Source organism: Agromyces ramosus (genome assembly GCF_030817175.1).
GTDB classification, from domain to species: Bacteria; Actinomycetota; Actinomycetes; order Actinomycetales; family Microbacteriaceae; genus Agromyces; species Agromyces ramosus_A.
Genome location: NZ_JAUSYY010000001.1, coordinates 2674213 through 2698677, shown reverse-complemented (window position 1 = coordinate 2698677; position 24465 = coordinate 2674213). Strand labels below are relative to the sequence as shown.

General features: G+C 69.1%; 18 protein-coding genes. 7 read left to right on the top strand and 11 right to left on the bottom strand.

Annotation, left to right across the window (positions count from 1 at the left end):
* Nucleotides 1-5: 5 nt before the first annotated feature.
* Both QFZ26_RS12655 and QFZ26_RS12650 read left to right on the top strand, forming a co-directional pair.
* Nucleotides 6-1913 carry an OmpL47-type beta-barrel domain-containing protein gene (locus QFZ26_RS12655; RefSeq protein ID WP_373460762.1) on the top strand — a complete coding sequence of 636 codons (1908 nt, stop codon included), beginning with the start codon at nt 6-8 and terminating at the stop codon, nt 1911-1913.
* 421 nt (nt 1914-2334) lie between these two features.
* Nucleotides 2335-8001, top strand: coding sequence for a DUF7927 domain-containing protein (locus QFZ26_RS12650; RefSeq protein ID WP_307042623.1), 5667 nt, complete (start codon nt 2335-2337; stop codon nt 7999-8001).
* A gap of 76 nt (nt 8002-8077) precedes the next feature.
* Here QFZ26_RS12650 and QFZ26_RS12645 read toward each other — a convergent pair whose 3' ends face one another.
* Entirely contained in the window at nt 8078-9619 is a 1542-nt protein-coding gene (locus tag QFZ26_RS12645) for a helix-turn-helix transcriptional regulator (RefSeq protein WP_307042621.1), read from the bottom strand.
* Nucleotides 9620-10110: 491 nt separating this feature from the next.
* Here QFZ26_RS12645 and QFZ26_RS12640 point away from each other — a divergent pair, with 491 nt between their 5' ends.
* Complete coding sequence (locus QFZ26_RS12640; protein WP_307042619.1) at nt 10111-12744, top strand: helix-turn-helix transcriptional regulator; 2634 nt, start codon at nt 10111-10113, stop codon at nt 12742-12744.
* 43 nt (nt 12745-12787) lie between these two features.
* Here QFZ26_RS12640 and QFZ26_RS12635 read toward each other — a convergent pair whose 3' ends face one another.
* Both QFZ26_RS12635 and QFZ26_RS12630 read right to left on the bottom strand, forming a co-directional pair.
* Entirely contained in the window at nt 12788-13270 is a 483-nt protein-coding gene (locus tag QFZ26_RS12635; RefSeq protein WP_307042617.1) for a recombinase family protein, read from the bottom strand.
* Nucleotides 13271-13346: 76 nt separating this feature from the next.
* Nucleotides 13347-14426, bottom strand: a complete 1080-nt coding sequence (locus QFZ26_RS12630) for a winged helix DNA-binding domain-containing protein (protein WP_307042615.1) — start codon at nt 14424-14426, stop codon at nt 13347-13349.
* A gap of 82 nt (nt 14427-14508) precedes the next feature.
* Between QFZ26_RS12630 and QFZ26_RS12625 the strand changes: the two genes are divergently transcribed.
* Nucleotides 14509-14835, top strand: coding sequence for a hypothetical protein (locus tag QFZ26_RS12625; RefSeq protein WP_307042614.1), 327 nt, complete (start codon nt 14509-14511; stop codon nt 14833-14835).
* Nucleotides 14836-14862: 27 nt separating this feature from the next.
* Here QFZ26_RS12625 and QFZ26_RS12620 read toward each other — a convergent pair whose 3' ends face one another.
* Nucleotides 14863-15807: a GNAT family N-acetyltransferase gene (locus QFZ26_RS12620; RefSeq protein ID WP_307042612.1), complete on the bottom strand. Its 945-nt coding sequence runs from the start codon at nt 15805-15807 to the stop codon at nt 14863-14865.
* 130 nt (nt 15808-15937) lie between these two features.
* On the opposite strand from QFZ26_RS12620, the gene QFZ26_RS12615 reads away from it, so the two are divergent.
* Nucleotides 15938-16405 (top strand): VOC family protein, encoded by a 468-nt coding sequence (locus QFZ26_RS12615; protein WP_307042610.1) that lies wholly within the window; start codon nt 15938-15940, stop codon nt 16403-16405.
* Between the two features lie 14 nt (nt 16406-16419).
* Here QFZ26_RS12615 and QFZ26_RS12610 read toward each other — a convergent pair whose 3' ends face one another.
* From QFZ26_RS12610 to QFZ26_RS12600, 3 genes are read right to left on the bottom strand one after another with little or no spacing between them, the layout of a single operon-like run.
* A complete protein-coding gene (locus QFZ26_RS12610; protein ID WP_307042608.1) occupies nt 16420-16737 on the bottom strand; it encodes an ArsR/SmtB family transcription factor in 318 nt (105 codons plus the stop codon).
* Nucleotides 16734-17204, bottom strand: a complete 471-nt coding sequence (locus QFZ26_RS12605) for an SRPBCC family protein (protein ID WP_307045073.1) — start codon at nt 17202-17204, stop codon at nt 16734-16736. Before QFZ26_RS12605 ends, QFZ26_RS12610 begins: the two co-directional genes overlap by 4 nt.
* A 37-nt stretch (nt 17205-17241) precedes the next feature.
* Nucleotides 17242-18444: an MFS transporter gene (locus QFZ26_RS12600; protein WP_307042606.1), complete on the bottom strand. Its 1203-nt coding sequence runs from the start codon at nt 18442-18444 to the stop codon at nt 17242-17244.
* A gap of 154 nt (nt 18445-18598) precedes the next feature.
* On the opposite strand from QFZ26_RS12600, the gene ectB reads away from it, so the two are divergent.
* The gene (gene ectB, locus QFZ26_RS12595) at nt 18599-19876 is read left to right on the top strand and encodes a diaminobutyrate--2-oxoglutarate transaminase (RefSeq protein WP_307042605.1); all 1278 of its coding nucleotides are present in this window, start codon (nt 18599-18601) and stop codon (nt 19874-19876) included.
* A gap of 4 nt (nt 19877-19880) precedes the next feature.
* Here the strand turns inward: ectB and QFZ26_RS12590 are convergent, their stop codons facing one another.
* Both QFZ26_RS12590 and QFZ26_RS12585 read right to left on the bottom strand, forming a co-directional pair.
* Complete coding sequence (locus QFZ26_RS12590; RefSeq protein ID WP_307042604.1) at nt 19881-20330, bottom strand: hypothetical protein; 450 nt, start codon at nt 20328-20330, stop codon at nt 19881-19883.
* A gap of 68 nt (nt 20331-20398) precedes the next feature.
* Nucleotides 20399-20794, bottom strand: coding sequence for a RidA family protein (locus QFZ26_RS12585; RefSeq protein ID WP_307045071.1), 396 nt, complete (start codon nt 20792-20794; stop codon nt 20399-20401).
* Nucleotides 20795-20900: 106 nt separating this feature from the next.
* Here QFZ26_RS12585 and QFZ26_RS12580 point away from each other — a divergent pair, with 106 nt between their 5' ends.
* Nucleotides 20901-21872, top strand: coding sequence for a helix-turn-helix transcriptional regulator (locus QFZ26_RS12580; RefSeq protein ID WP_307042602.1), 972 nt, complete (start codon nt 20901-20903; stop codon nt 21870-21872).
* Between the two features lie 7 nt (nt 21873-21879).
* On the opposite strand, the gene QFZ26_RS12575 is transcribed toward QFZ26_RS12580, so the two are convergent.
* Both QFZ26_RS12575 and QFZ26_RS12570 read right to left on the bottom strand, forming a co-directional pair.
* Nucleotides 21880-22329 (bottom strand): GNAT family N-acetyltransferase, encoded by a 450-nt coding sequence (locus QFZ26_RS12575; protein ID WP_307042599.1) that lies wholly within the window; start codon nt 22327-22329, stop codon nt 21880-21882.
* Between the two features lie 265 nt (nt 22330-22594).
* Nucleotides 22595-24391, bottom strand: a complete 1797-nt coding sequence (locus tag QFZ26_RS12570) for a serine/threonine-protein kinase (protein ID WP_307042596.1) — start codon at nt 24389-24391, stop codon at nt 22595-22597.
* Nucleotides 24392-24465 lie beyond the last annotated feature (74 nt).

The window sequence follows — 24465 nt, the reverse complement described above, 5'->3', positions numbered from 1 at the left end:
CCTTCATGGGCAACACGGGTGGCCAGCTGACCGCCGAGCAGGCGCGAGCCATGATGAAGCTCGACGTCATCAAGCCGATCACCATCGACCACAACCGGTTCTGGCACGATGGCGACTGGGCCATCGACCTCGACGACGGCTCATCGAATTTCGTCATGACGAACAACGTCCTGCTCAAGGGCGGCGTCAAGCTCCGCGACGGCTTCGAGCGCACGCTGCGCAACAACCTCATCCTCAACGGGGCGACGTTCGAGCAAGTCAGTTACATGCCCGGCGGTGACGTGATCGAACACAACATCACCCTCGGCAGGCTTCCCTACGACAACGTGCTCAACGACCCCGCCCTCGCGAAGTACACGATCGGCAAGAACCTCTTCTGGAACGCCGGAGCCGCGATCGATGTCAGGCCCAGAGGCGGCGTCACCGAGAAGCTCTCCGCCGACGGCACGACGCTCAACACCGCGTCGAGCTGGTACGCCGCCGGCATGGACCAGGACTCGGCCGTCGGCGATCCGATGTTCTCCGATGCCGACCCGACCGGGAACTACGACTTCACCGTGGGGAGCACGTCGCCGGCCCTGGCTCTCGGCTTCCAAGACATCCCGATGACGGGCTTCGGCGCCGCAGACGGCGCACTCCCGCCCGAGGCAGTGCTCCCGACCGGAACGAGCGGCCCCGATCCGATCGAGCTCGCCCGGCGCAAGTACGTCGAGAACCTCTGGGGCGGCGACATCGCCAACATCACCACCACGGCGGAGCAGTCGTCCTATGCGATCAGTGATTTCAAGGGCGTGAAGTTCGTCTCCGTGCCGGACGGCAGCCTGGCCGCGACGGCCGGCCTGCGCACCGACGACCTCATTCGCACGATCAACGGCACCGAGGTCACGGAGCAACGCAACTCGTTCTGGCAGGCCTACAACGCGCTGCCGGCCGGTGCGTCGATGACCCTCGGCGTGCGCCGGGCCTCGACGAACGTGACGGTCGAGCTCACCAAGCCGACCGATGGCGAGACCATCAACAACACCTCCGGTGTCATCTACCGAAGCGCTCCGGCACCCACTCGAGAGTCGTGGGTCTGGCGTGACGCAGCGCGGGGCGGTGGGGGTGCATGGCTGGGCGACATCGATGCGACGCAGAACCTCGGCGACTCGTGGGAGCTGACGTTCAACGGCACCGGCGTCGACATCATCTCCCAGGTCAACACCGACCTCGGTGAGGTCGACGTCACCCTCGACGGCGCGTTCTACACGACGCAGTCGTTCTTCAACGCGACCCGGCTGCATCAGCAGACGGTGCTCTCGATCAGCGGCTTGGCTCCAGGCGTTCACACGATCACCGGCACGATGAAGTCGGGCAGCTACATGATCGTCGATGCGTTCAGGATCCAGCCCGAGGTCGTCGACACCGAGGCTCCGAAGGTCACGCTCACGACGTCGCCGGCCGAGCCGGCGACCGGCTGGTTCACGGGCGACGTCACCGTCGCCGCCGCAGCGACGGACGACCTCGATGATGCGCCCACGATCGAGATCTCGACGGGATCCGGATGGCAGCCCTACGTCGAGCCGGTCGCCGTCACCGCCGACGGCACCACGATCGTGAAGGCGCGGGCAACCGACGCGGCGGGCAATGTGTCGGAAGAAGCCGCGGTCTCCGTGCAGCGGGACACCGCTGCCCCAGTCACGTCGGCGAAGGTCGACACCAAGAAGCGGATCGTCACGCTGACGGCGAAGGACGCGATGTCGGGTATCGGCGTGATCGAGTACCGGATCGACGGCGGCGAGTTCCAGGCCTACACGGGTCCGATCCGCGTCGGCAAGGGCGCGACGACCATCGACTACCGCGCGGTGGACATCGCCGGTCACACCGAGTCGACGCGCACGCTCGAACTCGCGCGGAAGAGCGGACCCAAGTAGGGCAGCGCCGGCGAGCGGCTCCGCAGTGCGCTGCCCGACCCCAGTGGGTCCGGGCAGCGCGACCTGCGCACGTCGGCGCCTGCCCGGCACGCCGGTCCTGCGGGGTCCGGAGGACCTGGTTTCGTGGTGAGCCTTCGCGTGCCCGGCGGACCAGTGTTCGGGTACCCGGCGGACCAGACGCGGACCATCCTTGGACCATTTCCTCCTACTGAGTGGTGACCATTCTGGACGATCCCTAGAAAGGAATCAGCATCGCCACCGTCGAGCGTGGCTCAGGCCGTCGACGGCTGCAGGCGATGCCGGAACGAGCAGGGGGAAGCAACACATGGGCTGGTTCATGCAACTCGGGCAGTCGAAGCGATCGACGGCGGATGCATCATCCCGACGAACGCGAGGGCGGGTGCGTCGACTCGGGCGCCGCGTGCTTTCAGCGGCGGTCGCCATTGCGACGATCGGAGCGGGTGCGTTCATCGCAAGTCCGGCTGTCGCTGCCCCGGTCTACGAGATCACCGCCGACTGGGTCCCCGGCACGCCAACCACGGTCGCCACCGGCGATGTGGTCACCGGCGAGTGGCGCGTGAACGTCAACGATGACGCCGCCGCACCATCGAACTCGCCCGTCGACAACATCACGATCACTGCCACGCTGCAGAACGGCCTCTTCAGCCGGCTTCCCGACGCCTGTCTCACCACGGGAGTCGACCCGGTCTCGGCGCTGTCCGCAGACCGGGCGACCCTCACGTGCAACCTCGGCACCCACGATCAGGGCACGGCGGTCGTGCTGCAGACTCCCATCGAGGCCAACGGCCCCACCGGCAGCCAGCTCTCCTCGACCGGCTCGATCGCGGGGCAGTCCGCCGCGCTCAGCCCGATCGCCATCGTGAACGGCTTCGGCATGGACATCCGGTGGGGCACCGGCGCGGCCTACATCTCGAGCGGGGCCAACTACTTCGAGACGAGCTACGAGTGGACGCTGAGCAAGCAGGCGGGAAGCGACCCGGGCCCGCAGACGATCACCTACGACCTCACAATCGCCTCGCCGCAGGGCGGTACGATCCAGATCGCACCACAGGGCTGCACGCCGTTCGACATGGGCATCGCGGCCAATGGGCATCCGTGGTCGGGCGGTGACCACCCGTCAACCCACATGACGTCGTTCGTCGACACCTGCACGTTCACCCAGACCGGGCCGAACACGTTCCAGCTGACCCTGAGCGGCATCGACTACGACCCCGCGAACATTCCCACCCGTGACTCGGCCGGCAGCCTGCTGCCGACCGATCAGGTGGCGCTGGCATCCGGCTCCATCTATGTTCGGGTCTTCAACGTCCCCGGCGGCTCGGCGACCGTCACATCGAGCGCACCGACCTATACGTCGACGAGCGGGCAGACCGCGCAGGATGATCCGTCGAACAACAGCGAGACCAAGACGTGGCAGCCGCTGGGAATATATTCCTCCGGCTGGGGCCGCGGCTACACCGGCAGCGGCGGCACGACGTGGGACGACACCTACCGCGTCGCCGCGGGCACCGTCGTGGGGCAGTACCTCGACACGGGCTGGCAGCGGTGGTCCCACCGTGCCGACAACCTTCTCGTCGGCATGTGCGCGCCATTCGACACGAGGTACGTGACCCTCGAGAACTTCGTATGGGGCGCCCCGGCGGGCGGCGTCGACGGCGCCCCGTTCGAGTACTACACGGGCACGAGCGCGAACCTCGACCCGGCGAGCCCCGGCTACAACCCGAGCGCGTTCGACTGCGCTCCCGCGACCGGCTGGAGCACGACGCCGCCGGCGAACCTCGCCGACGTCAAGGCCGTGCGCGTCGTCATGACCCAGGGCCAGGCGGAGGCGCACGTCAACGACTCGAGCATCACCCCGGTCGCCTTCCTGCGGATCCGGCCGTCGACGCCCGCAGGCACCGAAGTGTGGAGCTTCTTCTCCGGAATCCACGACGCCCCCGTCCCGAACACCTGGACCGGCCCCGACTATGCGGGGTGCATCACGAACACCCCGGGTTGGCGGTACCCGTGCACGACGGGCTTCCGTGACGTGCTGCGCATCTCGGATGCCTCGCCGGCCATCGTGAAGTCGGCCGACCGCACTGCCGTGACTCCGGGCGTCCCCGCGACGTTCACGCTGACGTACGCCGCCAACGGAGCCGGGCAGATCCCGCCCACCGTCGACGGGTACCAGGTCAGCGACACCCTGCCCCTCGGCCTGACCTACGTGCCGGGCTCGGCCACGCCCGCTCCCGTCGTCAGTGCGGATGGGCAGGGCCGGCAAGTCCTGAACTGGACCTTCAACGGCGTCGCGACCAACACCCAGCACGCGCAGACCTACCAGGCCGTCGCCGACCAGAGCGTGACGCCGGGCACCGTGCTCACCAACACCGCGGTCGCCTCGTACGCCGGGCAGACCCGCTCTGCGGCCGCCCAGGTGACCGTCTCGACGAGCGGCTACACCTCGATCGGCAAGACGGCGGATTCGCCCTTCATCCCGAACCTCGCCGGCGACGGCGTCGGTGAGGGGTCATGGACGGTGACACTCCGCTCGTTCGACCCGCTGCCGCAGGACTACACGGACACGATCGACATCCTGCCGTACGTCGGCGACGGTCGCGGCACCGATTTCGTGGGCGACTACGAGCTGACGGGCGTCGACGCCGTCGGGGGCGCGACGGTGTACTACACCACGGCGAACCCGGCGACGCTGAGCGACGACCCCGGTGACGCATCGAACGGCGCAGCCGGCGACCCTTCGGGAAACACGGTGGGCTGGTCGACGACGTTCACGCCGGATGCGACCGCCGTGCGCGTGGTCGGGCCGGCGCTCGCGGCGGGCGCGACCCAGCCCTTCACGGTGAACATCGCAACTGACGGCGTCGATGGCGGGGATGTGCTGGTGAACCGGGCGCAAGCGCGAACCGAGCACACCGAGCTCGTGATGCGCACCTCGGCGTCGATCACGGTGGCGAACCACTATTCGGCGGCGCTGAAGAAGTACGTGCAGGACGCCGAAGGAGTCTGGCGTGATGCGAACACGGTCGAGGACTACCCGGTCTACCGCGTCGGAGACGAGATCCCCTACCGGATCGTGATCGAGAACACCGGGCAGGGCACCCTGACCGGCCTCGAGATCACCGACGACCTGTTCCCCGAAGGCTCCTTCACGGTTGCCGAGCTCACCCCGGGTGCGCAGCAGGTCCACGAGTTCACCATCACGGCCACGGGCGGAGGCAACGTCGTGAACACGGCTTGCGGTGCCGCCGCGATCCCTGATGACTCAGGCGTGGCCCCGACCATCAACTGCGATCCTGCTGGACTCGAACTGGTGAACTACACCACCGGGAAGACCGCCGACCCCGCGTCGGGCAGCACGGTGCACCCCGGTGACGTGATCACCTACACGATCGCCGTCACCCAGGAAGGCACGGCGGCGGCCGTCGCACAGTTCACCGACGCCCTTGCGGGGGTGACGGACGACACCGTGTACAACGGCGACCTCGCGGCGACGATCGGCACCGCGACCCTGGTCGATGGAGTGATCTCCTGGTCGGGCACGGTTCCGGTCGACGGGGTCGCGCTGGTGACCTATTCGGTGACGGTGAAGCCGTCGGCCGCGATCGGCGATGAGGGTGACTGGTTCGTCGAGAACGGCGTGCAGAGCCCGGGCTGCCCCGACGCCGGCTGCCCGCCCGTCGAGCACACGGTCGGGGCCTTCGACGTGGTGAAGTCCTCGGACCCGGTGGATGGTGCGAACGTCGACGAGGGCGACGAGATCGAATACACGGTCACGGTGACGCATCGTGGTGAAGCCGCGTACGAGGGCGCCGCACTCGTGGACGACCTCTCCGACCTGCTCGACGACTCGACGTGGAACGGAGAGCTGACGGCAACTGGGGGAACCGTCGGATTCGACCCGGTGAACCAGGTGCTGCAGTGGTCGGGCGACCTCGCGGTGGGCGACGTCGTGACGATCACCTACACCGTGACCGTGACCGGCGCCGGCGACACCCGGCTCTACAACGTGGTCACGAGTGAGGGCTGCGCAACACAGGAGGACTGCGAGACGGAGCACTACACGGCTTCGTACACGACGGTGAAGACCGCCGATCCGGCATCCGGTTCCGACGTGCAGGCGGGTGACGTGATCACGTACACGGTGACGGTGACGCAGTCGGGCCTCGGCCAGGTCGTGGGGCAGTTCTTCAACGACGACCTCGCCGACGCGCTCGACGATGCCACCTTCAACGATGACATCGTCGCCTCCCAGGGCACGTTCACCTACGAGGACGGCGTGATCGCGTGGACCGGCGAGCTCGGCCCGGGCGATGTCGCGACGGTCACGTACTCGGTGACGGTCACCGCGGCCGGGGACACGCTGATCGGGAACACGGTGCAGTCGCCCGGCTGCGAGAGCGTCGACGACTGCGAGACCACGCACCAGACGGGCCGGTACGAGACGGTGAAGTCATCCGATCCGGCCGCCGGCAGCACGGTGCAGATCGGCGAAGTCATCGAGTACACGGTGACCGTGACCCAGATCGGTGAAGGCCCCGTCGAGGACGCCTCGTTCAGCGACGACCTGTCGGCCGTCGTCGACGACGCCACCTGGAACGATGACCTGGCCGCCAGTGCGGGAACATCGTCGTATTCGGCACCCACCCTCACCTGGAGCGGTGACCTGGCGGCGGGCGACGTCGTCACAGTGACGTACTCCGTGACCGTGACCGGCGCCGGCGACATGACGCTGACCAATGTGGTCACGAGCGAGGGCTGTGTCGATGCACCGTCGTGCACGACCACGCACGAGACCGGCACGTACACGGTGTCGAAGATGTCGGACCCGGCATCCGGTTCGGATGTCCCGGTCGACGGCGTCATCACGTACACGGTCACGGTCGCCCACCAGGGCCCGGGGGCGGTGACGGGCGCGACCATCACCGACGACCTCGGCGACGTGCTCGATGACGCCACGTGGAACGACGACGCCGCGGCATCCACTGGGCTCGTCGACGTCGAGGGCGAAACGCTGGACTGGACGGGCGATCTCAGCGTCGGGCAGGTCGTCACCATCACCTACTCGGTCACCGTGACGGCGGCCGGCGACATGTTCCTGAACAACGAGGTCGACCCCGGGGCCGGAACCTGCGTTCCGGCGCCCGACGAAACGCCCGACTGCGCGACGTCGCACCAGACCGGCCGCTTCGAGTACTCGAAGATGGCCGACCCGGTGCACGATTCGGATGTCTCGAGGGGCGACGTGATCACCTACACGATCACCGGCGCCCAGGTCGGCCCGGCCGCGGTGCCCGCGACCCTCATCGACGACCTCTCGGACGTGCTCGACGACGCCACCTGGAACGACGACGCCGCAGCGTCCACCGGTACCGTGGCGCTCGACGCGACGACCCTGACCTGGTCGGGGACCGTCGGCGTCGACGAGGTGGTGACGATCACCTACTCGGTCACCGTGACCGGAGCCGGGAACACGACCCTCGCCAACGTCGTCACGGGCACCGGCGAGTGCGTGCCGGCACCGGATGAGACCGCGGAGTGCCGCACCGTCCACAAGACCGGCGGGTACGTGTTCGGCAAGGTCGCGAACCCGAAGTCCGGCTCCAACGTGCAGGTCGGCGACGTCGTGACCTACACGGTCACGATCACCCAGCGCGGTGACGGCGCCGTGAGCGGTGCGAGCGTGACGGACGACCTCACCGCCGTGCTCGACGACGCCACCTGGAACGGAAACGCGACGGCCACGTCGGGGTCGGTGACGCGAACCGGCAACACGCTGGGCTGGACCGGTGACCTCGCGGTCGGACAGGTGGTGACCCTCACCTACTCCGTGACCGTGACCGCGGCCGGCGACGACCAGCTCCGCAATGTCGTGACCAGCTCGGATGAGCGGGCGCTCTGCGACCCGAACGGCGTGTGCGCCACCGACCACCAGGTTCCCCCGCCGCTCGCCTCGACCGGTTGGGACCTGCCATGGCTGACGCTTCCCGTGGCCCTCCTGCTCCTCGTCCTCGGGGGCGGCGCACTCCTGATCACCCGACGACTCGACGCACGTCGGGACGCGTCGTAGGGAGCGGACCGGGAGAGACGGTCGCTGTGCCCCGCCACCCTGCGTGGCGGGGCACGGTTTCTTCCTGCTGACGGCGCTAGTCCTCGGTGTCGATGAACAGGTGCCGGGCGATGGCGACGGCGATGGCGTCTTCCCGATTGTTCACGCCGAGCTTGCGGTAGATGCTCTTCACCTGGCTCTTGACCGTGTTGACCGAGACGAAGAGCGCACTCGCGATCTGCGAGGTCGAGCCAGTGCGCTCGAGCGCCTTGAGTACTTCCAGCTCTCGCGGCGTGAGCGTTGACCCGGTGTCGGTGTCGACGAAGACCGAGCGGAGTTCGACGCCTTCGAAGAGGGCATCATGACCCCGCTTGGAGAGCGCGGACCGGACCCGTTCGAGGTCAGCCCGCGGGAGCAGGGCAATGGCCGACCGTTGACCGGTGTCGCGGAGCAGGGCGCCCAGCCGGTCCACCGCGGACCGGGACGCGCCGGTGGAAGACACGCGGAGAAGCACCGCGGCTTCGATCGCCGATGCCTCGGCCGAGGTGCGGGAGGACTGCGACGTTCCGGCGATCGCGCGGAGGTCGCGCAGCGCGGCACCGGTGTGATCGCGCACGAGCGACACCCTCGCTCGATCCACGTTCGTCTGCGGAGATGCCGGAGCGTCGCGTCGAAGGATCTCGCTCGCGGCGTCGATGTTGCCGAGGGCCAGATGCAGGAGAGCGCGGACGGATGCCAGGCTGGCACGCCTCGAGGGTGAACGCCCATCCGAGCCGCGCGAGATGGCGAAGCTCTCGAGTCGGGAGAGCCCGGTCGCAGCGGCGTCGGAAAGGAGCGCCGTCATCGCCTCCACTCGCACGATGGCGACCCAATGCTCGATCGTGCCTCGATCGTGGATCATCGCGTCGAGGTGGTTCTGCGCGGCCGTCGTATCGAACTGCTCGAGCGCGATCACCGCTTCGGCGATCCGGTAGAACGTCCCGGTGTACATCGCGCGTTGTTGGTCGGTCCATGGCTCGCCCCGTGCGAGATCCACGTACTCGCGCGCCACGAGGATGTCGCCGTCGAGCGCGTGCATGCCCGACAACATGGCGAGGTTCCCGAACCCCGACTCGTCGTGGGGCCCGGTTTCAGCCAGGCCCATCGAGAATGCATCGAGCGCCTCGACCGGACACCCGCCGAAGTACAGGCTCATTCCCAACTGCGAGTACACCCGCGGGAGCTGTCCGATCACGGCCGACCGTTCGCCTCCCATCGAGTCGAGGACTCGGAGCGCTGCTCGAGCCGGGCCGACAGCCCGAGAATACTGTCCGAACAGACGAAGGCCGACACTCTCTCCCGCGAGGATGAGCGCCCGCTCGGCATCCGAGATGCGTGCGTTCCGCGGTCGCGCGGCTACCGAGGCGACGGCGAAGTACTGCAATGCCTTCGCTCGGCGGTGACGCTCGCCGTAGTAGGTGACGCCGAGCAGCACCGCGAGCAAGGGATGCGACCGCAACTGCGTGAACGGCACGGGTGAGAGCAGCTCCCGGACACGGTCGCCGTTGCCGCGCAGAAGCGGGAACCATGCCGCCTCGACCACCCTCGTGGCGGCATCGAGGTCGCCTGCGACGACCGCGCGTTCCAGTGCGGCAACCACGTCGGACTCGTCCGGCATCTCGTCGAGGGGCGACGATCGATCGCGTCCGGGATCCTCGTTCATGGCCGTCCGCCAGGCGGCGGCTCATGGGCGCCTGATGGATCGGGATTCCGCATCTCGTGCGCCGCATTGCGCGGTGCAGATGTGTCTCGTACGGTCACCTTGTTCCCCTCGCGCACGGCATGCACCAACCTATGCGATTCGCCGGGCACGGCTCTGACGCCACGCTTCGAGTGCGCCTGCGCGAGCGCCTGCACCGCGACAGGGTGAAACGAGGGTGAAGAAGCCGCGACCGGCGACCGACGGCTGATAGAAATTCACCATCGCGTGGAAGAATGTCGATCGCGCGGATGAATTCTGCCGGTGGACCCGAACCGCCGAACCCTACGCATACCGAAAGGCTCCACGGCTCTGTGTTCGCGACACCTGGTTCCGACGCTCGGCGACCCATCCGCAATCCCGGCAGCCCCCTGCCGCGTGCGTCGAGACGGGTGCTCCATCGCCCTCGCCTACTCGACCGACTCGATCAACTCGCCGCGCTCACCGTCATTCAGGCGCCGCCAGGCTATGGCAAGAGCACGCTCGCATCGACTTGGGGCCGACACCGTCTCGAAAACGGCGACACGGTCATCTGGTTGACCGCTCGGGCAGAACACAACTCGGCCGACGCGTTCCTTCACGCCCTGCATGACGCGATGAGCCGCGCCGGCGTCATCGTGAACAGCACCGAGCCGCCTGCGAGCCGGACGACCAACTCGTGGGATGGCCTGGCCGAGGCGATCGAGCACAGCACCGCAGAACAGCTGATCGTGATCGTCGATGACGCCGGTCACCTGACCGACACTCGGCTCTGCGAGGACCTGGCCGGGTTCATCGACCGGGTACCGGCCGTGCATCTTCTCGTCAGCTCACGATTCACCCTCGCGCTCGCCGACATCGCCGGTCATCACCAGCTGGAGGTCGCCCGCATCACCGCGAATGATCTCACGTTCACTGCAACGGAGTTGCAGCAGCTCGGCGGGCTGTGGGGGTGGGCAGCCAGTCCACAGGAGCTGCAGCACTTGCTCGCGTTGTGCGGCGGGTGGCCGGAGCTGAGCAAACGCGTGCTGGCCGAGTCCTCACCGGACGCGATCCGCACCACGGCCGCCGAGGGGTACCTGCGCTCCGTGGTGTTGCCCCATCTTGCCGCGGCCAACGTGCTGGACGCGGCGCTCGCACTCTCGTTGACGCCGGTCGTGGGACCTCCGCACCTCGCAGCGCTGCACTCTCGCACAGAGCGATCCGTCTCGACGCCCCGTGCGGGCGATCAACTTCGCCTCGGGGGCATCCTCACCTTGCTCCCCGGACCGGCCGCCGAGTGGCGCTTCGTCCCGCTGCTCCGGCACGTCCTCCTCGAGGGCGTCACCACTCACCTCCGGGACGAGACCGCCGACTATCACCGGTTGTTCGCGGAGGCACTGTACGAAGCGAATGCCGATCTTGGCAGGGTGCTCGAGCATGCACGAGCCGGAGGCCATTGGAGACTCCTCTCCCGCTTGTGGGCTCGGCACTCCCTGACCCTCATGGCTCGCCACCTTCCAGCGGCGCAACGCGCATACGACAACCTGCCCTCGCAGGCGACCGAACAGCGACCCGTCCTGGCGCTCGCTGCCGCGATCCTGCGAACGAGCCGCGACGACTTCGCGGGGCGCACCCGGGCGTCGCGTATCCATCTGGAAGTCGTGGACGTGCTCGCGGGAAGCGTTGGAGGCGATACCGACATCGACGAATACGTCACCGCGATGTCGTCTGTGATGGTCTCGCAACGGCTCCGCGGAGATCTCGTCGGCGCGGCACGCACCGGCGACACGGTCGCAGGCGAGTTGTCCCGTCGGGCAGCCGCGGGAGAGCTTGCCAGCCCGTCTCGCGCCGCCCTGTTCTCCCACCAGCGGTCGGTGACGTCGATGCTCGTCGGGGACATGGGTGAAGCGATCGCGATGTGCATGCGAGCATACGAAGCTGCCAGTATTCCCGACGGTGAGTTCGTCGCCGCGATCGCCGCCGGCCATCTCGCGATCCTGCACCACGTGGTCGGCAGTCCTGAGGAGGCCGCCCACTGGCTCGAGCTTGCGCGCGGGATCGACCTTGCCGGCCACCCGTTCGACACCATCGCCGACCGGCCGATCCAGATCATCGATGCCTACTTGGCCACCAACCGGCTCGAGCCCGAACCTGCCCGGAAGATGATCACCGAGGGAACCGCCCTCACCATCGAGATGTGGCCGTTTGCGGCCCTCGCAGCAACCGCGCACTCACATCTGTTCGAAGAACCTCGAGTTGCCCTGACGCGTCTTGATCACCTTCGTTTCGTACACCGCAGGCTTCTCGCCAATGACAGCACCGCGACCAGGATTCTCGATCGCTGCGTCATCGACACGCTGCTCGCGCTCGGCGAGGTGAACCGTGCGGAACGAATGATGCTCGACATCGCCGCGCAGCATGATCGGTCCAACGGCACGGCCCACCAGACCGCACCATCCGATCTGGCGTGGTTGCGCGCCTCGTACACGCAGATGTTCCTCATCACCGGCAACGATGCACGTGCGCAGCGCCTTGCGACCGCCGCCCTGTGGGCGCCCGACGTCGTCGTGCGCGATCGAATCGACATGCTCATGATCAAGGCGGTCGCCTCCAGACGACTTGGTGACCAGCGACGTGCGCTCGAAGCGTTCCGACAGGCCGGCGTCTTGGCCGCCCAGCTCGGGGCGTTCCATGCGTACTTCATCGTGCCTGAAGCAGAAGTCCGCGCACTTGCCGAGGAGGCTGGTACGGGCCTGCCTCAGGTCGTGGAGGACCACCTCTCGGCGCGAGGCTCCATCTTCCCGGACCGCGTCCAGTTCGTCGAACTCACCCCACGCGAACTGCACGTCATTCGCGAGATGCGGCATCACACCACCGTGTCTGCGCTGGGCCAGGCGCTGCATCTCTCGGTCAACACCGTCAAGAAGCACCTTGCGGCGATCAACTCCAAACTCGGAGTCCACGACCGTCGAGCCGCGCTCCTTCAGGCAGAGCGACTGGGCTTCTTCGACGCCGCGCCCGACGACGTATCGAGCACGACCGCCTTCGACGACGTCACTGCATAGAAGTCGCAGAGCTGGACCCGAGCGAGATCCCCGACGTCGCGCTTCAGCTGCGGGCGTCCTCGAGGTGCGGCGCGCCGTGGTTCAGCACCTTCACCACGAGGTTGTGCCGCTGCAGGGTGCGGATCGTGCGCGAGACCTCGTCGCGATTGCGGCCGAGGGCGTGCTCGTTCGCCACGACGAGCACATCACCGGCGCGCAGCGTGCCGAACAGGCGGCCGAGGCGCTGCTCCCATGTCTCGGGCGCCTCTGCAGCAGGGTGCTTGAAGTCGAGGATGGCGACGCCGAAGGCGGCCAGGTCGTTGCGCTGCTCGACGACCGACGGCATGTCGTCACGAGCCACGACGAGCCCGACGAGCCGAGCTCCCTCGGGGCGCGCCTTCCACCAGTCGCGGTTGCGCTGCAGCTCCTCGAAGCACTCGGGGCAGCCGAGGGCGTGATGCCCCGGGCCGTGCGGAGCGCGCGCGACCTCGGGAGCCGGCGTCGATGCCGTCGCATCCGTCGTCGATCCAGTGGTCTGCTCACCCATGCCGTGCCCCTTTGCGTCGCCTTCCATTCTCGCCCGGATCGCGAGCGGCTGCGACTCGCGCACCGGAGCCTGGGCGCTACTCGACCCGACCGCCGGTCGCGAGATCCACTCGCGCCTCGAGTCCGAGATACGCGGCGTACCGCGCCGCGGCATCCTGGATCGCCGCGATCTCGCTCGCGTGCAGCGGCCGGTGCGGCCGGATCTCGAACGCGACCGCCGTGGCGCTGACGGTGCGCTTCATGCCGGCGACCAGCTGCCCGTCGACCAGGGCCATGCCGATCGCCGTCTCGCGCCCGCGCGGCACGGCGCCGGCTGCGTCGACCATCCAGCGGGAGTCCTGGTAGCCGCGATACATCTCGTCGAGCACCTGCAGCAGGTGGCCGGCGGGCGACGCCGAGGTCGGGGCCTCCCCCGGCGCGTGCCAGAACGTGCGGTCGTCGTGCTCGAACGACGCGAGCCGATCGGCGGCGCCCGCGATTCCGCGACGCACGTCGGTGAAGGTGAGCGTGGCCCAGTACGCGAGGTCGCGTTCGGTGGCCGGCCCGTGCGCGGTGAAGTAGCGCAGCGCGAGCTCGGTGAGGGCCTCGTCGCGGTCGAGTCGCCTCGGCTCGGGCACGCGATCGGCGAAGAGCGCATACGTGTGCTCGCCGCCGCGCGGAGCACCGCTGGTCACGAGTCCCTGCACCTCGAGGTAGCCGAGCAGCAGCATCAGCTGCTGGCCGGTGAGCTGCTCTCCGCGTTCGGCGAGGGCGTCGGCGAGATCAGTGCGGGTGCGATCGGATGCCTCGGCGAGCAGCTGCTCGACCACCTCGGTGAGCGCGGTCATGCGGTCGGCGAGCGGCTGCAGCTGCTGGTCGAAGACCGGCAGGACTCGAGGCCCCGTGAGGTCTTGGAGCCACTGCAGGTCGTCGGCGCGCACGTAGTGCCAGGTGGAGCGCAGCACGTGCGTGCGCAGCACGCGGCCGTCGACGAGCGCCTGCGCGAGGTCGTCTCGGCGCGGCGACGTCGTTCGCGTCGCGACCGCCCACGCCGACTGCGAGGCGTTCTCGGCCTGCACGGCGACGAGTGACTGCACCACCTGGCGGGCCGACTCGACCGGTGCCGCGAGGTGCTGCGAGTGCAGACGCCAGCGGGCGATGTCGCGGTCGGTGATCACACCCAGCAGCGTAGGGCAGCCGGGACTCCTGGTGACAGCCTCGAAGCAGCCGCATTCGCATCAGCCACTACCCTTGGCCTCGATGAACTCCGACGACCCGGCGGTCCGCCGCATCGAACTGACGCTGCACAAGCCGTGGTTCGCGCTCTATGCCCGCATCAAGCCGACGCTCGTGATCGCGGGCCGAGGACAGCCGGCCCAGTGGGGAATCGGCACGTGGCAGGTGCCGGCACACCAGACGGTGGTCGTCGGCGTCTACCTGTTCAACCGCATGTGGCGCTTCGGCCGTGCCGAGTTCGCACTCGAGCCGCAGCATCCGCCGGCCCTCGTGTACCGGGCGCCGGCGCTCCCGTTCCTGCGCGGCCGCATCCGCACGAACCCGCCGAACCCGCCGACCCCGCCCTCGTAGCCGGGCGCTCCCGGTGGGGCTGGTCGGTCAGTCCCACGCCAGGTTGATAAGCCGCTCGAAGGTGTCGTAGCCGCCGCGGGCGAACGCCGCGGCCATGGGCACGTTGCCGACATCGGTGGAGGCGCGGATGAGCGGCGCACCTGCCGCGGCGAGCACGCGCGTGCCCTCGGACAGGATGCCGTCGATGTACCCGTTGCCCCGATGCTCGGGCAGCACCGCGATGTAGGCGATGATGTGGCGATACGAATTGCGGGCGGGAAGCACGAATCCGACGGCGGTGCCGGATGCGTCGGTCGCCACCCGCCACCAGTCGCGAGGGCTCGTGTACGTGGCGAACTCGTCGTCGTATTGCGCGCGGGCCACGGCCTGTGGGCTCGCGGTGCCGAGTTCCTCGATGGAATGCGCGTCGAGCGTGCCCGACAGGACGCGGGTGCACAGCTCGACCAGTTCGTCGTCGGACGCGAACGGTCGGAACGACAGGCGCGGATCGGGTTCGGGAATCGGGGCGCCCTCGCGCCACTCCAGGCGCAGCCGCTCGACCACGAATCGGGCGCCGGTGCTCTCGAGCAACTCCATGCGCAGCTCGGTTCCTCGCAGGGACGCCGGGTGCTCGCGCCAGTCGGCGGGCAGGTAGCGGGCGAACTCGGGCAGGGTCTCGATCCCGCCGAGCACTTCGGCATGGGCGGCCTCGAGCAGCGCGGCGCCGACCCGGCGCTGGTCGTCGACGGGCAGCGACTCGTCGACATCGAAGATGTCGAACTGCATCGGCTCTGCGGCATCCGCCGTGCTCCACAGCGCGAGGCGGCCGAGCAGCGTGCCGTCGCGAAGCGCCATCCACGTCCACTCGCGCCGGCGGCGACCCTGCTCGAGGTCGTCGGCGACCTCGTGGTTGAGTGCGTAGGGGATGCTGTTGAAGAGCTCGAGGTCGTCGATTCCGCTCAGGTGGCGGATCTCGTAGGTGAGTCGTTGCATGGTTCCTTCGCCGTGGTGGGTCGCAAACGTCTCCCACGGTAGTGGCACCTCTCGCTCGACCGGCCTCGCCAGCGTCGGCGCTGGGGCGTAGCGTGGGCGGCGAAGCGATGAGCTGAACAAGGAGGTTCACATGGCCGAGCTCTCACCGATTCAGCCGTGCCTGTGGTTCGACGACCGGGCGCGCGAGGCGATGGAGTACTACGTCGGGGTCTTCCCGAACTCCCGCATCAGGCATATCGACGAGTACCCCGACGAGTCGCTCGACGAGCACTTCGCCGGCATGTCGGGCAAGGTGATCAACGGGCAGTTCACCCTCAACGGGGTCGACTTCGTCTGCCTCGACGGCGGCCCGCTCTTCACGTTCAACGAGTCGATCTCGTTCGTCGTGTCATGCGCCGACCAAGACGAGATCGACCGCTACTGGGCGGCGCTCTCGCACGTGCCCGAGTCGGAGCAGTGCGGCTGGTGCAAAGACCGGTTCGGGGTCAGCTGGCAGGTCATCCCCGCCAACATGGGTGAGCTGACGCGCACGCCCGAGCAGATCCAGGTGATGATGCGGCAGAAGAAGGTCGTGATCACCGAGCTCGAGAACGCCTGACGAGGTCACCGGCCCTACAGCCCCTCGGCGATCTCCCTGATCGCCGACAGACGGCGGTCCCACTCGGCCCCGATGCGCTCGAGCCGGCGGGCCGTGTCACTCAATTGCGCCCCGATCACTCGGTACTGCACCTCGCGCCCCACCCGGATGGGCTCGACGAGGCCCACCTCCTGCAGCACCGCGAGGTGCTTCGCGATCGCCTGGCGGCTGACCGGGAGCCTCCCGGCGAGGGCGGACGCCGACGCGTCGCCCTCGCCGAGTGCGGCCAGGATGCTCCACCGGGTCTCGTCTCCGAGTGCGGCGAACACCGGGACCAGCGTTCCCGTGGTCACGCGTCGCCCTCCAGCAGGGCGACGAGCTTGTCGAGTTCGGAGACCCATCCCTCGGCGTGGCTCGCCATGTTCGCGGCCGGGTCGGAGGTGCGGTCGAATCCCGTCTCGACCACCGTGAGCTCGGTGCCGTCGGACACCCGCTCGAGCGTGAACGTGAAGACGGTCGAGTGGTCGTCGACCGCGTCGGGCAGCTCGCCGGCGGCATCGTCGTTGCCCCAGCGGTACGAGACCATGCGCGGGGCATCCATCGCCTCCACGCGAAGCGGCACCGAGCCGTAGTCGGGGAACGTGATGCTGCCGGATGCCCCGGCGCCCGTTCCCTCGAGCACCGTGTGCCCGAACCACTTGGAGATGTGCTCCGCCTCGGTGACGGCGGTCCACACCTTCTCGATGGGCGCGGCGATGCGGATCGTGCGTCGCACGCTGAAGGTGCTCTCGTCGATGACGGATGCCTGGTTGTCGGTCATGGTCACAATGATCTCCTTTTTCGATGGATGCCTGCAGCTAATGGGTTGCAACAGGTTCTGGTGCGGCGACCGCCGCGGGCTTGAGGAATCCGGTCGCCCACGCGGCGACGATCGCGATCGCGCCGATGACGGCACCGGTGAGGACGGCTGCCGAGACGCCGGCGACGTCGATCGCCACTCCCCCGGCGAACGCGCCGCCGGCGATGCCGGCGTTCACGGCGGATGCCGGCAGCGATGAGGCGAGCGGTGCGCCGGGTCCGGAGAGGCTCACGACGCGGTGCTGGAGCGACGGGCCGGTCGCCATGCCGAAGAGCCCGATGCCGACCACGGCGATGGCCACGACGAGCGGGTTGCCGCCGAAGGCGAACAGAACGACGAGCGAGACGGTCACTCCCGCCGCGCCGATCACGAGTGCCCGCGACGCGTTCGCGTCGGCGAAGCGGCCGCCGGCGAAGGAGCCGATGGTGGTGGCGACGCCGTAGGCCATCAGGTACGCGCCGACCGCGGTGCCCGAGACATCCGTCACCGCAGCGAGGAACGGCACGAGGTAGGTGACGGCCGACAAGATGGCCACGAAGATCAGCGCAGCCAGCACGAGCACGGCGATCACGCGCGGCGCGAAGGCGAACCGGGCCTGGCCGACGGCGTGGCTCTCGCTCGGCGTCGGCACAGACGGGAGCACGCGAACGGCGACGACCAGGAGCACCACCGCGACCGCGACGACCGCCGTGAACGATCCGCGCCAGCCGACCGCCTGCCCGAGCAGCGTGCCCAACGGCATGCCCAGCGCACTCGATGACGCGAACCCCGTGATGACCACGGCCATCGCGCGGCCGGCACGCTCGGGCGGCGAGATCGAGGTCGCGGTCACCATCGCGGCGGCGATGAAGAGCCCCTGCACCGCGCCGGTGAAGACGCGGGCGGCAAGGAAGGCCGAATAGTCGGCGCCGAATGCCGGCAGCAGGGTCGCCACGACGAAGACGACGATCGTGGTGAGCAGTACACGGCGCCGGTCGAGCCGCGTGGTCAGGAACGTCAGCAGCGGACCACCGATCGCCAGCCCCAGCGCGTTGGCCGTGAGCAGCGCGCCCGCAGCCGGCACCGACACGGTGAGGTCCTCGGCGATGAGGTCGATCATCCCGACGACGAGCATCTCGGCGCAGCCCATGACGAACGCGCCGGCGAAGAGCACGGCGAGCACGAGGGTCGGGCGGGGTGTGGTGCGGTGGATGGCGGTCATGTCTCACTCCTTCAGTTGCTGCAACTTCATGGTTGCAGATCGCAGACCATGTTGCAACCCATAGGTTGCATGTTGTTGTCGCGTGCACCGGACGCTCATCCTGAGGACGTAGGGTCGATTCACCGCCGCCCCCGCCGAGAGGAGAACGCCTGCCATGAGCAGCGACGCAGCCCTGGATGTATTCGACCGTCGCGAGTCGGAGGTGCGCGGGTACATCCGCTCGTTCCCGACCGTGTTCGACCGTGCCATCGGCTCGACGCTCGTCGACGCGGACGGGCGCGAATACCTCGACTTCTTCGCCGGCGCCGGCGTGCTGAACTACGGACACAACAACCCCGCCTTCACGCGAGCACTGATCGAGTACCTCGAGCGCGACGGCATCATCCACGGCCTCGACATGGCGACCTCGGCGAAGAAGGCGTTCATCGAGACGTTCGAGCGGCTCGTGCTCGAACCGCGCAGTCTCGACTACAAGCTGCAGTTCACGGGACCCACGGGTGCGAACGCCGTCGAGGCGGCGCTCAAGGTCGCCCGCCAGGCGACCGGCCGCTCGACGGTCGTGGCGTTCACGAACGCGTTCCACGGCTTGAGCCTCGGGTCGCTCGCCGCGACCGGGAACAGCCACTACCGCGGCGCGGCCGGCGTCGGCCTCGACGACGTCGCGCGCCTCCCCTACGACGGCTACCTCGGAGCAGGCGTCGACACGCTCGACCTGCTCGAGAAGATGCTCGACGACCCGGGGTCCGGGCTCGACCTGCCCGCCGCCGTGATCGTCGAGGCGGTGCAGGGCGAGGGCGGCATCAACGTCGCCGGCGCCCCGTGGCTGCGGCGCCTGCGCGAGCTCACGGCGGCGCGGGGCATCCTGCTCATCCTCGACGAGATCCAAGCCGGCGTCGGCCGCACCGGCGCGTTCTTCGCCTTCGAGGAGGCGGGCATCGTGCCCGACATCGTCACGGTCTCGAAGTCGATCTCCGGCTCCGGCCTCCCGATGTCACTCGTGCTGCTGCGCCCAGAGGTCGACGTGTGGAAGCCCGGCCAGCACACCGGCACCTTCCGCGGCAACAACCTCGCCTTCGTCTCGGCACGGGCCGCGCTCGAAACCTACTGGGCCGACGCCGGCTTCACCGACGCGATCGCTGCGAAGTCCCGGATGCTCCGCGCCGAGCTCGAGCGCATCGCCGCCGATCACTCCGCTCAGGGCTTCGTGGTGCGCGGCCGCGGGCTCATGTACGGCATCGCGTGCGAGTCCGACCGCACGCTCGCGGGCCGCATCTCGGCCGAGGCGTTCCGCCGTGGCCTCGTGATCGAGACCTCGGGCGCGCACGACGAGGTGCTGAAGTTCCTGCCTGCGCTGACGATCACAGAAGACGAACTGGGCCGTGGTCTCTCCATCGTGCGCGAGAGCCTCGACGCGGTGCTCGCGAACGACTGACGGGTCAGCTCGCGAACGGCGCCCGGGTGTCGTTCGCCCCGGCGCGGCACAGGCGGGCGCGCACCCAGTCCGCGGCATCCGCTTGCTGCAGTTCGCCCGAGCGGATGAGGCGCGCGAACTCGATAGCCTCCTCGCTGAGCCTGCCGTCGGCGGTGTCGGGCGTGTCGCGCAGCACGGTCACGGTCAGCCACCGCGTCAGCCGGCCGCCGATGCGTGCTGCGACCGCGACCGTACCGGCGAAGTGTCTCGCCTGCCCCTCGGTCGCGTCGTCGACCGTTGCGCGGAAACCGCGGCCGCGCAGCCGGTTGCGGCCGCCTCCCGCCACGTCGACGATCCAGAGCGGGCCGCGTCTCACGCCCCCCGCTCGCCCGAGCTCCTTCAGGAACCGCGAGTTCGAGTGATCGCGCTCGGCGAGGCGGGCGATCGACTCCGCGAGGGCGGCACAGGCGTCCATCCCTTCAGGGTATGCGGCGAGGCGCCTCGAGGCCCGGCGGCAGGCAGCTCGGCCGGGCCCCGGTTGCATCACGCGACGGCGGTGGCCTCGAGTTCGACGAGCTGGCCGGGGATCGCCAGCCGGGTCACCCCGAGCATCGTCGTGGTGGGCGCCACCCTCACAGCGCCCAATCGCGACGCCAGCACGCCGTAGTGCTGGAAGAGCAGGTCGACCTCGGTCGTGTAGACGTTGAGCCGCACGAGGTTCGCGAGCGACATGCCCGCCGCGCCGAGCACGGCCTCCAGGTTGTCGACGCTCAGTCCCAGCTGCGCCGCCATGTCTCCGTCGTGCAGGGGCGCGCCGTCGGCGCTCATCGCGGTCTGCCCTGAGCAGTACAGGGTGCGGGTGTGCCCCGAGACCACCTCACCCTGGTTGAATCCCAGCTCCGCCGACCACGCCACCGGGTTGACTGCCGTTCGTTCGATTGCCACGTGAGCTCCATTCGATTCAGCCGCCATCTGCGACCTCCACTTTCGAGCCTTCCAAGCATTCGTGACACCTTGTGTCAGGTATTCGGATAGGTTCGCTCGTATGCGCGCCGACCGGCTGGTCTCACTGGTGCTGCTGCTGCGCCAGCGCGGTCGGCTGTCTGCGGCGACGCTGGCCAGCGAGCTGGAGGTCTCGACGCGCACCGTGCTGCGCGACATCGAGGCGCTCTCCGCAGCCGGTGTTCCGGTGTACGCCGAACGCGGCCGCCACGGGGGCTTCGAGCTGTTGCCCGGCTTCCGTACCGAGCTCACTGGGCTGAACCACGATGAGTCCCTGGCCGTGCTGACCGCGGGATCGGCGCGCGGCCAGCAGGCGTTCGGCCTCGGCTCGGCGCTGGCCTCGGCCATGCGCAAGGTGGTCGACGCGCTGCCCGAGGGTCACCAAGCGACCGCGAGCGACGCGGCCCGGCGATTCCTCGTCGACCCCGAGACCGACCTGCTCTCGCGTCGGAGAGGCACCGACGAGGTGCCCGACCACACGATGACCGAGGTTCGGCGCGCCGTGCTCGCCGGACACCGGCTGCGCATCCACTACGCGGCGGCCGACCGCAGCCCCGCCTGGCGCACGGTCGATCCGATCGGCCTGGTCACGGTGCGCGACACGGGCTACCTGCTGGCGACGACCTCCGGCGCCGATCGCACCTACCGGCTCGACCGGATCCTCGCCGCCCACGAACTCGACGAACCGGCACAGCGGCCAGACCGGGTCGACCTCGACGAGCTCTGGCAGGAGCGCAGTGCGCGGTTTCGAGGCGGCGGCGACCAGCTCACGGTGCTGGTTCGGGTCGACCCGGCGCGACGCGAGGAAATGGTGGGCACGGCGCTAGCGGTTCTCGCCGAAGACGCCAACGACGACGGCTGGCTGCGCATGGAGGTGACCTTCCAAGACGCACGGCATGCGGAGTGGGCGCTGTGGCAGCTCAGCACCGACGCCGAAGCCCTGGCCCCGCCCTCGTTGCGGGTCACGCTGCGCGATCGCGCCGCCGTGGTCGCCGCCCGCTATGGAGACTCGTGAGTTCGACTCAGCGGCCCGGATGCTCCGGGTCGAGCAAGTCCGCATACTGCGGGTTCCCCGCGATGAAGGCGGCGACCACCGGGCAGCGCACCGTGATGCGACGTCCTCGTTCGCGGAGGTCGTCGAGCGCGTCGGCGATGAGGTCGGCGGCGATGCCTCGCCCGCGGAACTCCGGAGCGACGGTCGTCGTGAGCACCACGACGCGACCATCGACCTCGTCGTAGCGGATGCTCGCGAGCTCACGGTCGTCGATCGTGGCCACGTAGACGTGGTCCTCGTCGCGGCGATGCACCTCGATCTCGGATGCCGCGTCGGCCGACGGCCGGTCGACGTCGCGGACCGCGCCGGCCGTCACCTCGTCGACGAGCGCCACGGTACCCTCACCGAGGAATCCGGTGCCGTCGGGATAGCCGGCCGCATCGGGGTACTCGATCCTGAATCCATCTCCTGCACTCATCGCACTCCTCCTCCTGGTCATGACAGTGGGCTCGGCGGCGGGTGGGACCAGCCGCGGTCTGCTTGGCGCAACCTCCCAAGGGGCCGCCTGAAACCCTGTGCTCCCGCTCTTACCTCACGACTCGGCCGAGCCTGTCAGCAGCAATGACCGAGCACGCGGCGACGTTGTGACATGGGAAACCCGAGGGCCGCTGGCGCGCGGCCTCGTAACAACCCAGCGGCGACCTCGGGCGTCGCCATGGCCCGCCCGACGGGCACCACCCGTGTCACTGTTCGACGCTGCTCAGCACCTCGGTCGCGGCGATCTTGAGGACGCCGCCCTCGTCGACCAGCCGATACGCCGTCACCTCCTGGACGACGCTCCCGTCGTGGAAGTAGTAGGTCAGGGTCGCCTGGCCGGCGTCGGGCGGCGAGACGCTCACGTCGGTGATCTCCACGTCGGCGATGGCACCCCAGAATGCGTCGTAGGCGTCTCGCCCTCCGACATGATTCACCTGATAGTCGGCCGTCATGAGCGTCCAGGCGTTGTTCAGGTCACCGGGAACGAGCGCGTAGTAGCTGGTGAGCGCGTCGACGACGCGTTGCTCTGCGCTGGGCGGCGGCGACTCCACGGGCGGCGTGCTCGGCGCGATTGGGGAGGGCTGCGTCTGGGGCGTGGGCGTGGGGGTCGTCGTCGGCGTCGCAGGAGGGGACGTCGCGGCATCCGGTGTCTGTGACGTCGTCGGATTCCCGTCGGCTTCGGGACTGCCCGCGTTCCCCGCATCCAACCGGAACTGGCCGAACAGGAACGCACCGCCGAGCACGAGCAGGCTGGCCAGCAGCAGGATGGCGATCAGTGCGGCGGCGCGGCGGCGGTCGAGCGGCTCGCGCTCGGGTCTCGGCACCTCCGTCGGCGGCGGTGTCGGCGGGCCCTGCACGAGCCAGGCCAACGCGGGCGGTGGCTCGGTCTCGTCGGGCACTGTCGCATCAGCGTGCTCGATCTGCGCAGTGCCCTGATCCAACGGCTCGGTTTCGGCGGTGGCGCCGAGCTCACGGGTTTCCGCGGTCGTCGTCGGCGGGCCATCGGCGGCGAGCGCGGCGGCCGTTGCGGCACCGAGCGGCACGGTCGGCGACTCGGACGCCACGGCGGGTGCTGCGGCAGCGGGTGCGGCTGCCGCGGGTGCGGCTGCCGCGGGTGCGGCTGCCGCGGGTGCGGCTGCAGCGGGCGCGGCTGCAGCGGGCGGGGCGGTTGCTGCTGCGGCGGCCTCCTCGGACATCGCCGACAACCACGAGGCAACGGACTTCATGCTGGGCCGGCGCTTGGGATCCGCCGCCAGCATGTCGCGGAGCAGCGGCGCGAGCGGTCCTGCATGCTTCGGCGCGGGATACGAGCCGCGCGCCACCTTGTGGATCAGGGCGATGGCATTGTTGTCGGCGCCGAAGGGCGGAGCGCCCTCCAGCATCGCGTAGAGCGTCGAGCCGAGGGAGAACACGTCGGAAGCGAAGCCGGATTGCTGCCCACGAGCCACTTCGGGCGCGAGGTAGGCGGGAGTTCCGTGGATCATGCCGGTCGCGGTGATCGTGGTGTCCCCCAGCGCGTGCGAGATGCCGAAGTCGCTGATCAGCGCCGAGCCGTCCTCGGTGATGAGGATGTTGCCGGGCGTCACGTCCCGGTGCACGATTCGCATCCGGTGAGCGGCGGCCAGGGCAGAGCTCACCTGCGCCCCGATGCGCGCCGTCTCCGGCGGGCTCAGCGGGCCGTGCTCACGCAGCAGCATCGACAGCGGCGTCGACTCGATCAGCTGCATGACGATGCACGGCCTGCCCTCGTGCTCGACGACGTCGAACACCGTGACCGCGTGCGGATGGTGCAGGCCGGCGGTGATGCGCGCCTCGCGCATCGCCCGGTTCGTCGCGACCTCGCGCTCACGGTCGGTGAGCTCGGGCTGCGTGCGCAGCATCTTGAGCGCGACCGGTCGCTGCAGGCGCTCGTCCCACGCCTGCCATACGACTCCCATGCCGCCCGTGCCGAGCAGGTTGATCAGCCGGTAGCGGTTGGCGATGAGGGTGGACGGGGTGCTCATCGGGTTTCCTTCGAGTTGCCCTCGACGCTAGCCTCCGCGCGGGCCGTCGTTCAGGGGCTTGCGGCGGTGACGCG

Bases quoted from the DNA above. Each gene is read 5' to 3' on its own strand.
- QFZ26_RS12655 (WP_373460762.1), top strand. From the start codon at position 6: ATGGGCAACACGGGTGGCCAGCTGACCGCCGAGCAGGCGCGAGCCATG.
- QFZ26_RS12635 (WP_307042617.1), bottom strand. From the start codon at position 13,270: ATGGGTGAGCAGACCACTGGATCGACGACGGATGCGACGGCATCGACG.
- QFZ26_RS12625 (WP_307042614.1), top strand. From the start codon at position 14,509: ATGAACTCCGACGACCCGGCGGTCCGCCGCATCGAACTGACGCTGCAC.
- QFZ26_RS12620 (WP_307042612.1), bottom strand. From the start codon at position 15,807: ATGCAACGACTCACCTACGAGATCCGCCACCTGAGCGGAATCGACGAC.
- QFZ26_RS12615 (WP_307042610.1), top strand. From the start codon at position 15,938: ATGGCCGAGCTCTCACCGATTCAGCCGTGCCTGTGGTTCGACGACCGG.
- QFZ26_RS12605 (WP_307045073.1), bottom strand. From the start codon at position 17,204: ATGACCGACAACCAGGCATCCGTCATCGACGAGAGCACCTTCAGCGTG.
- QFZ26_RS12600 (WP_307042606.1), bottom strand. From the start codon at position 18,444: ATGACCGCCATCCACCGCACCACACCCCGCCCGACCCTCGTGCTCGCC.
- ectB (WP_307042605.1), top strand. From the start codon at position 18,599: ATGAGCAGCGACGCAGCCCTGGATGTATTCGACCGTCGCGAGTCGGAG.
- QFZ26_RS12590 (WP_307042604.1), bottom strand. From the start codon at position 20,330: ATGGACGCCTGTGCCGCCCTCGCGGAGTCGATCGCCCGCCTCGCCGAG.
- QFZ26_RS12580 (WP_307042602.1), top strand. From the start codon at position 20,901: ATGCGCGCCGACCGGCTGGTCTCACTGGTGCTGCTGCTGCGCCAGCGC.
- QFZ26_RS12575 (WP_307042599.1), bottom strand. From the start codon at position 22,329: ATGAGTGCAGGAGATGGATTCAGGATCGAGTACCCCGATGCGGCCGGC.
- QFZ26_RS12570 (WP_307042596.1), bottom strand. From the start codon at position 24,391: ATGAGCACCCCGTCCACCCTCATCGCCAACCGCTACCGGCTGATCAAC.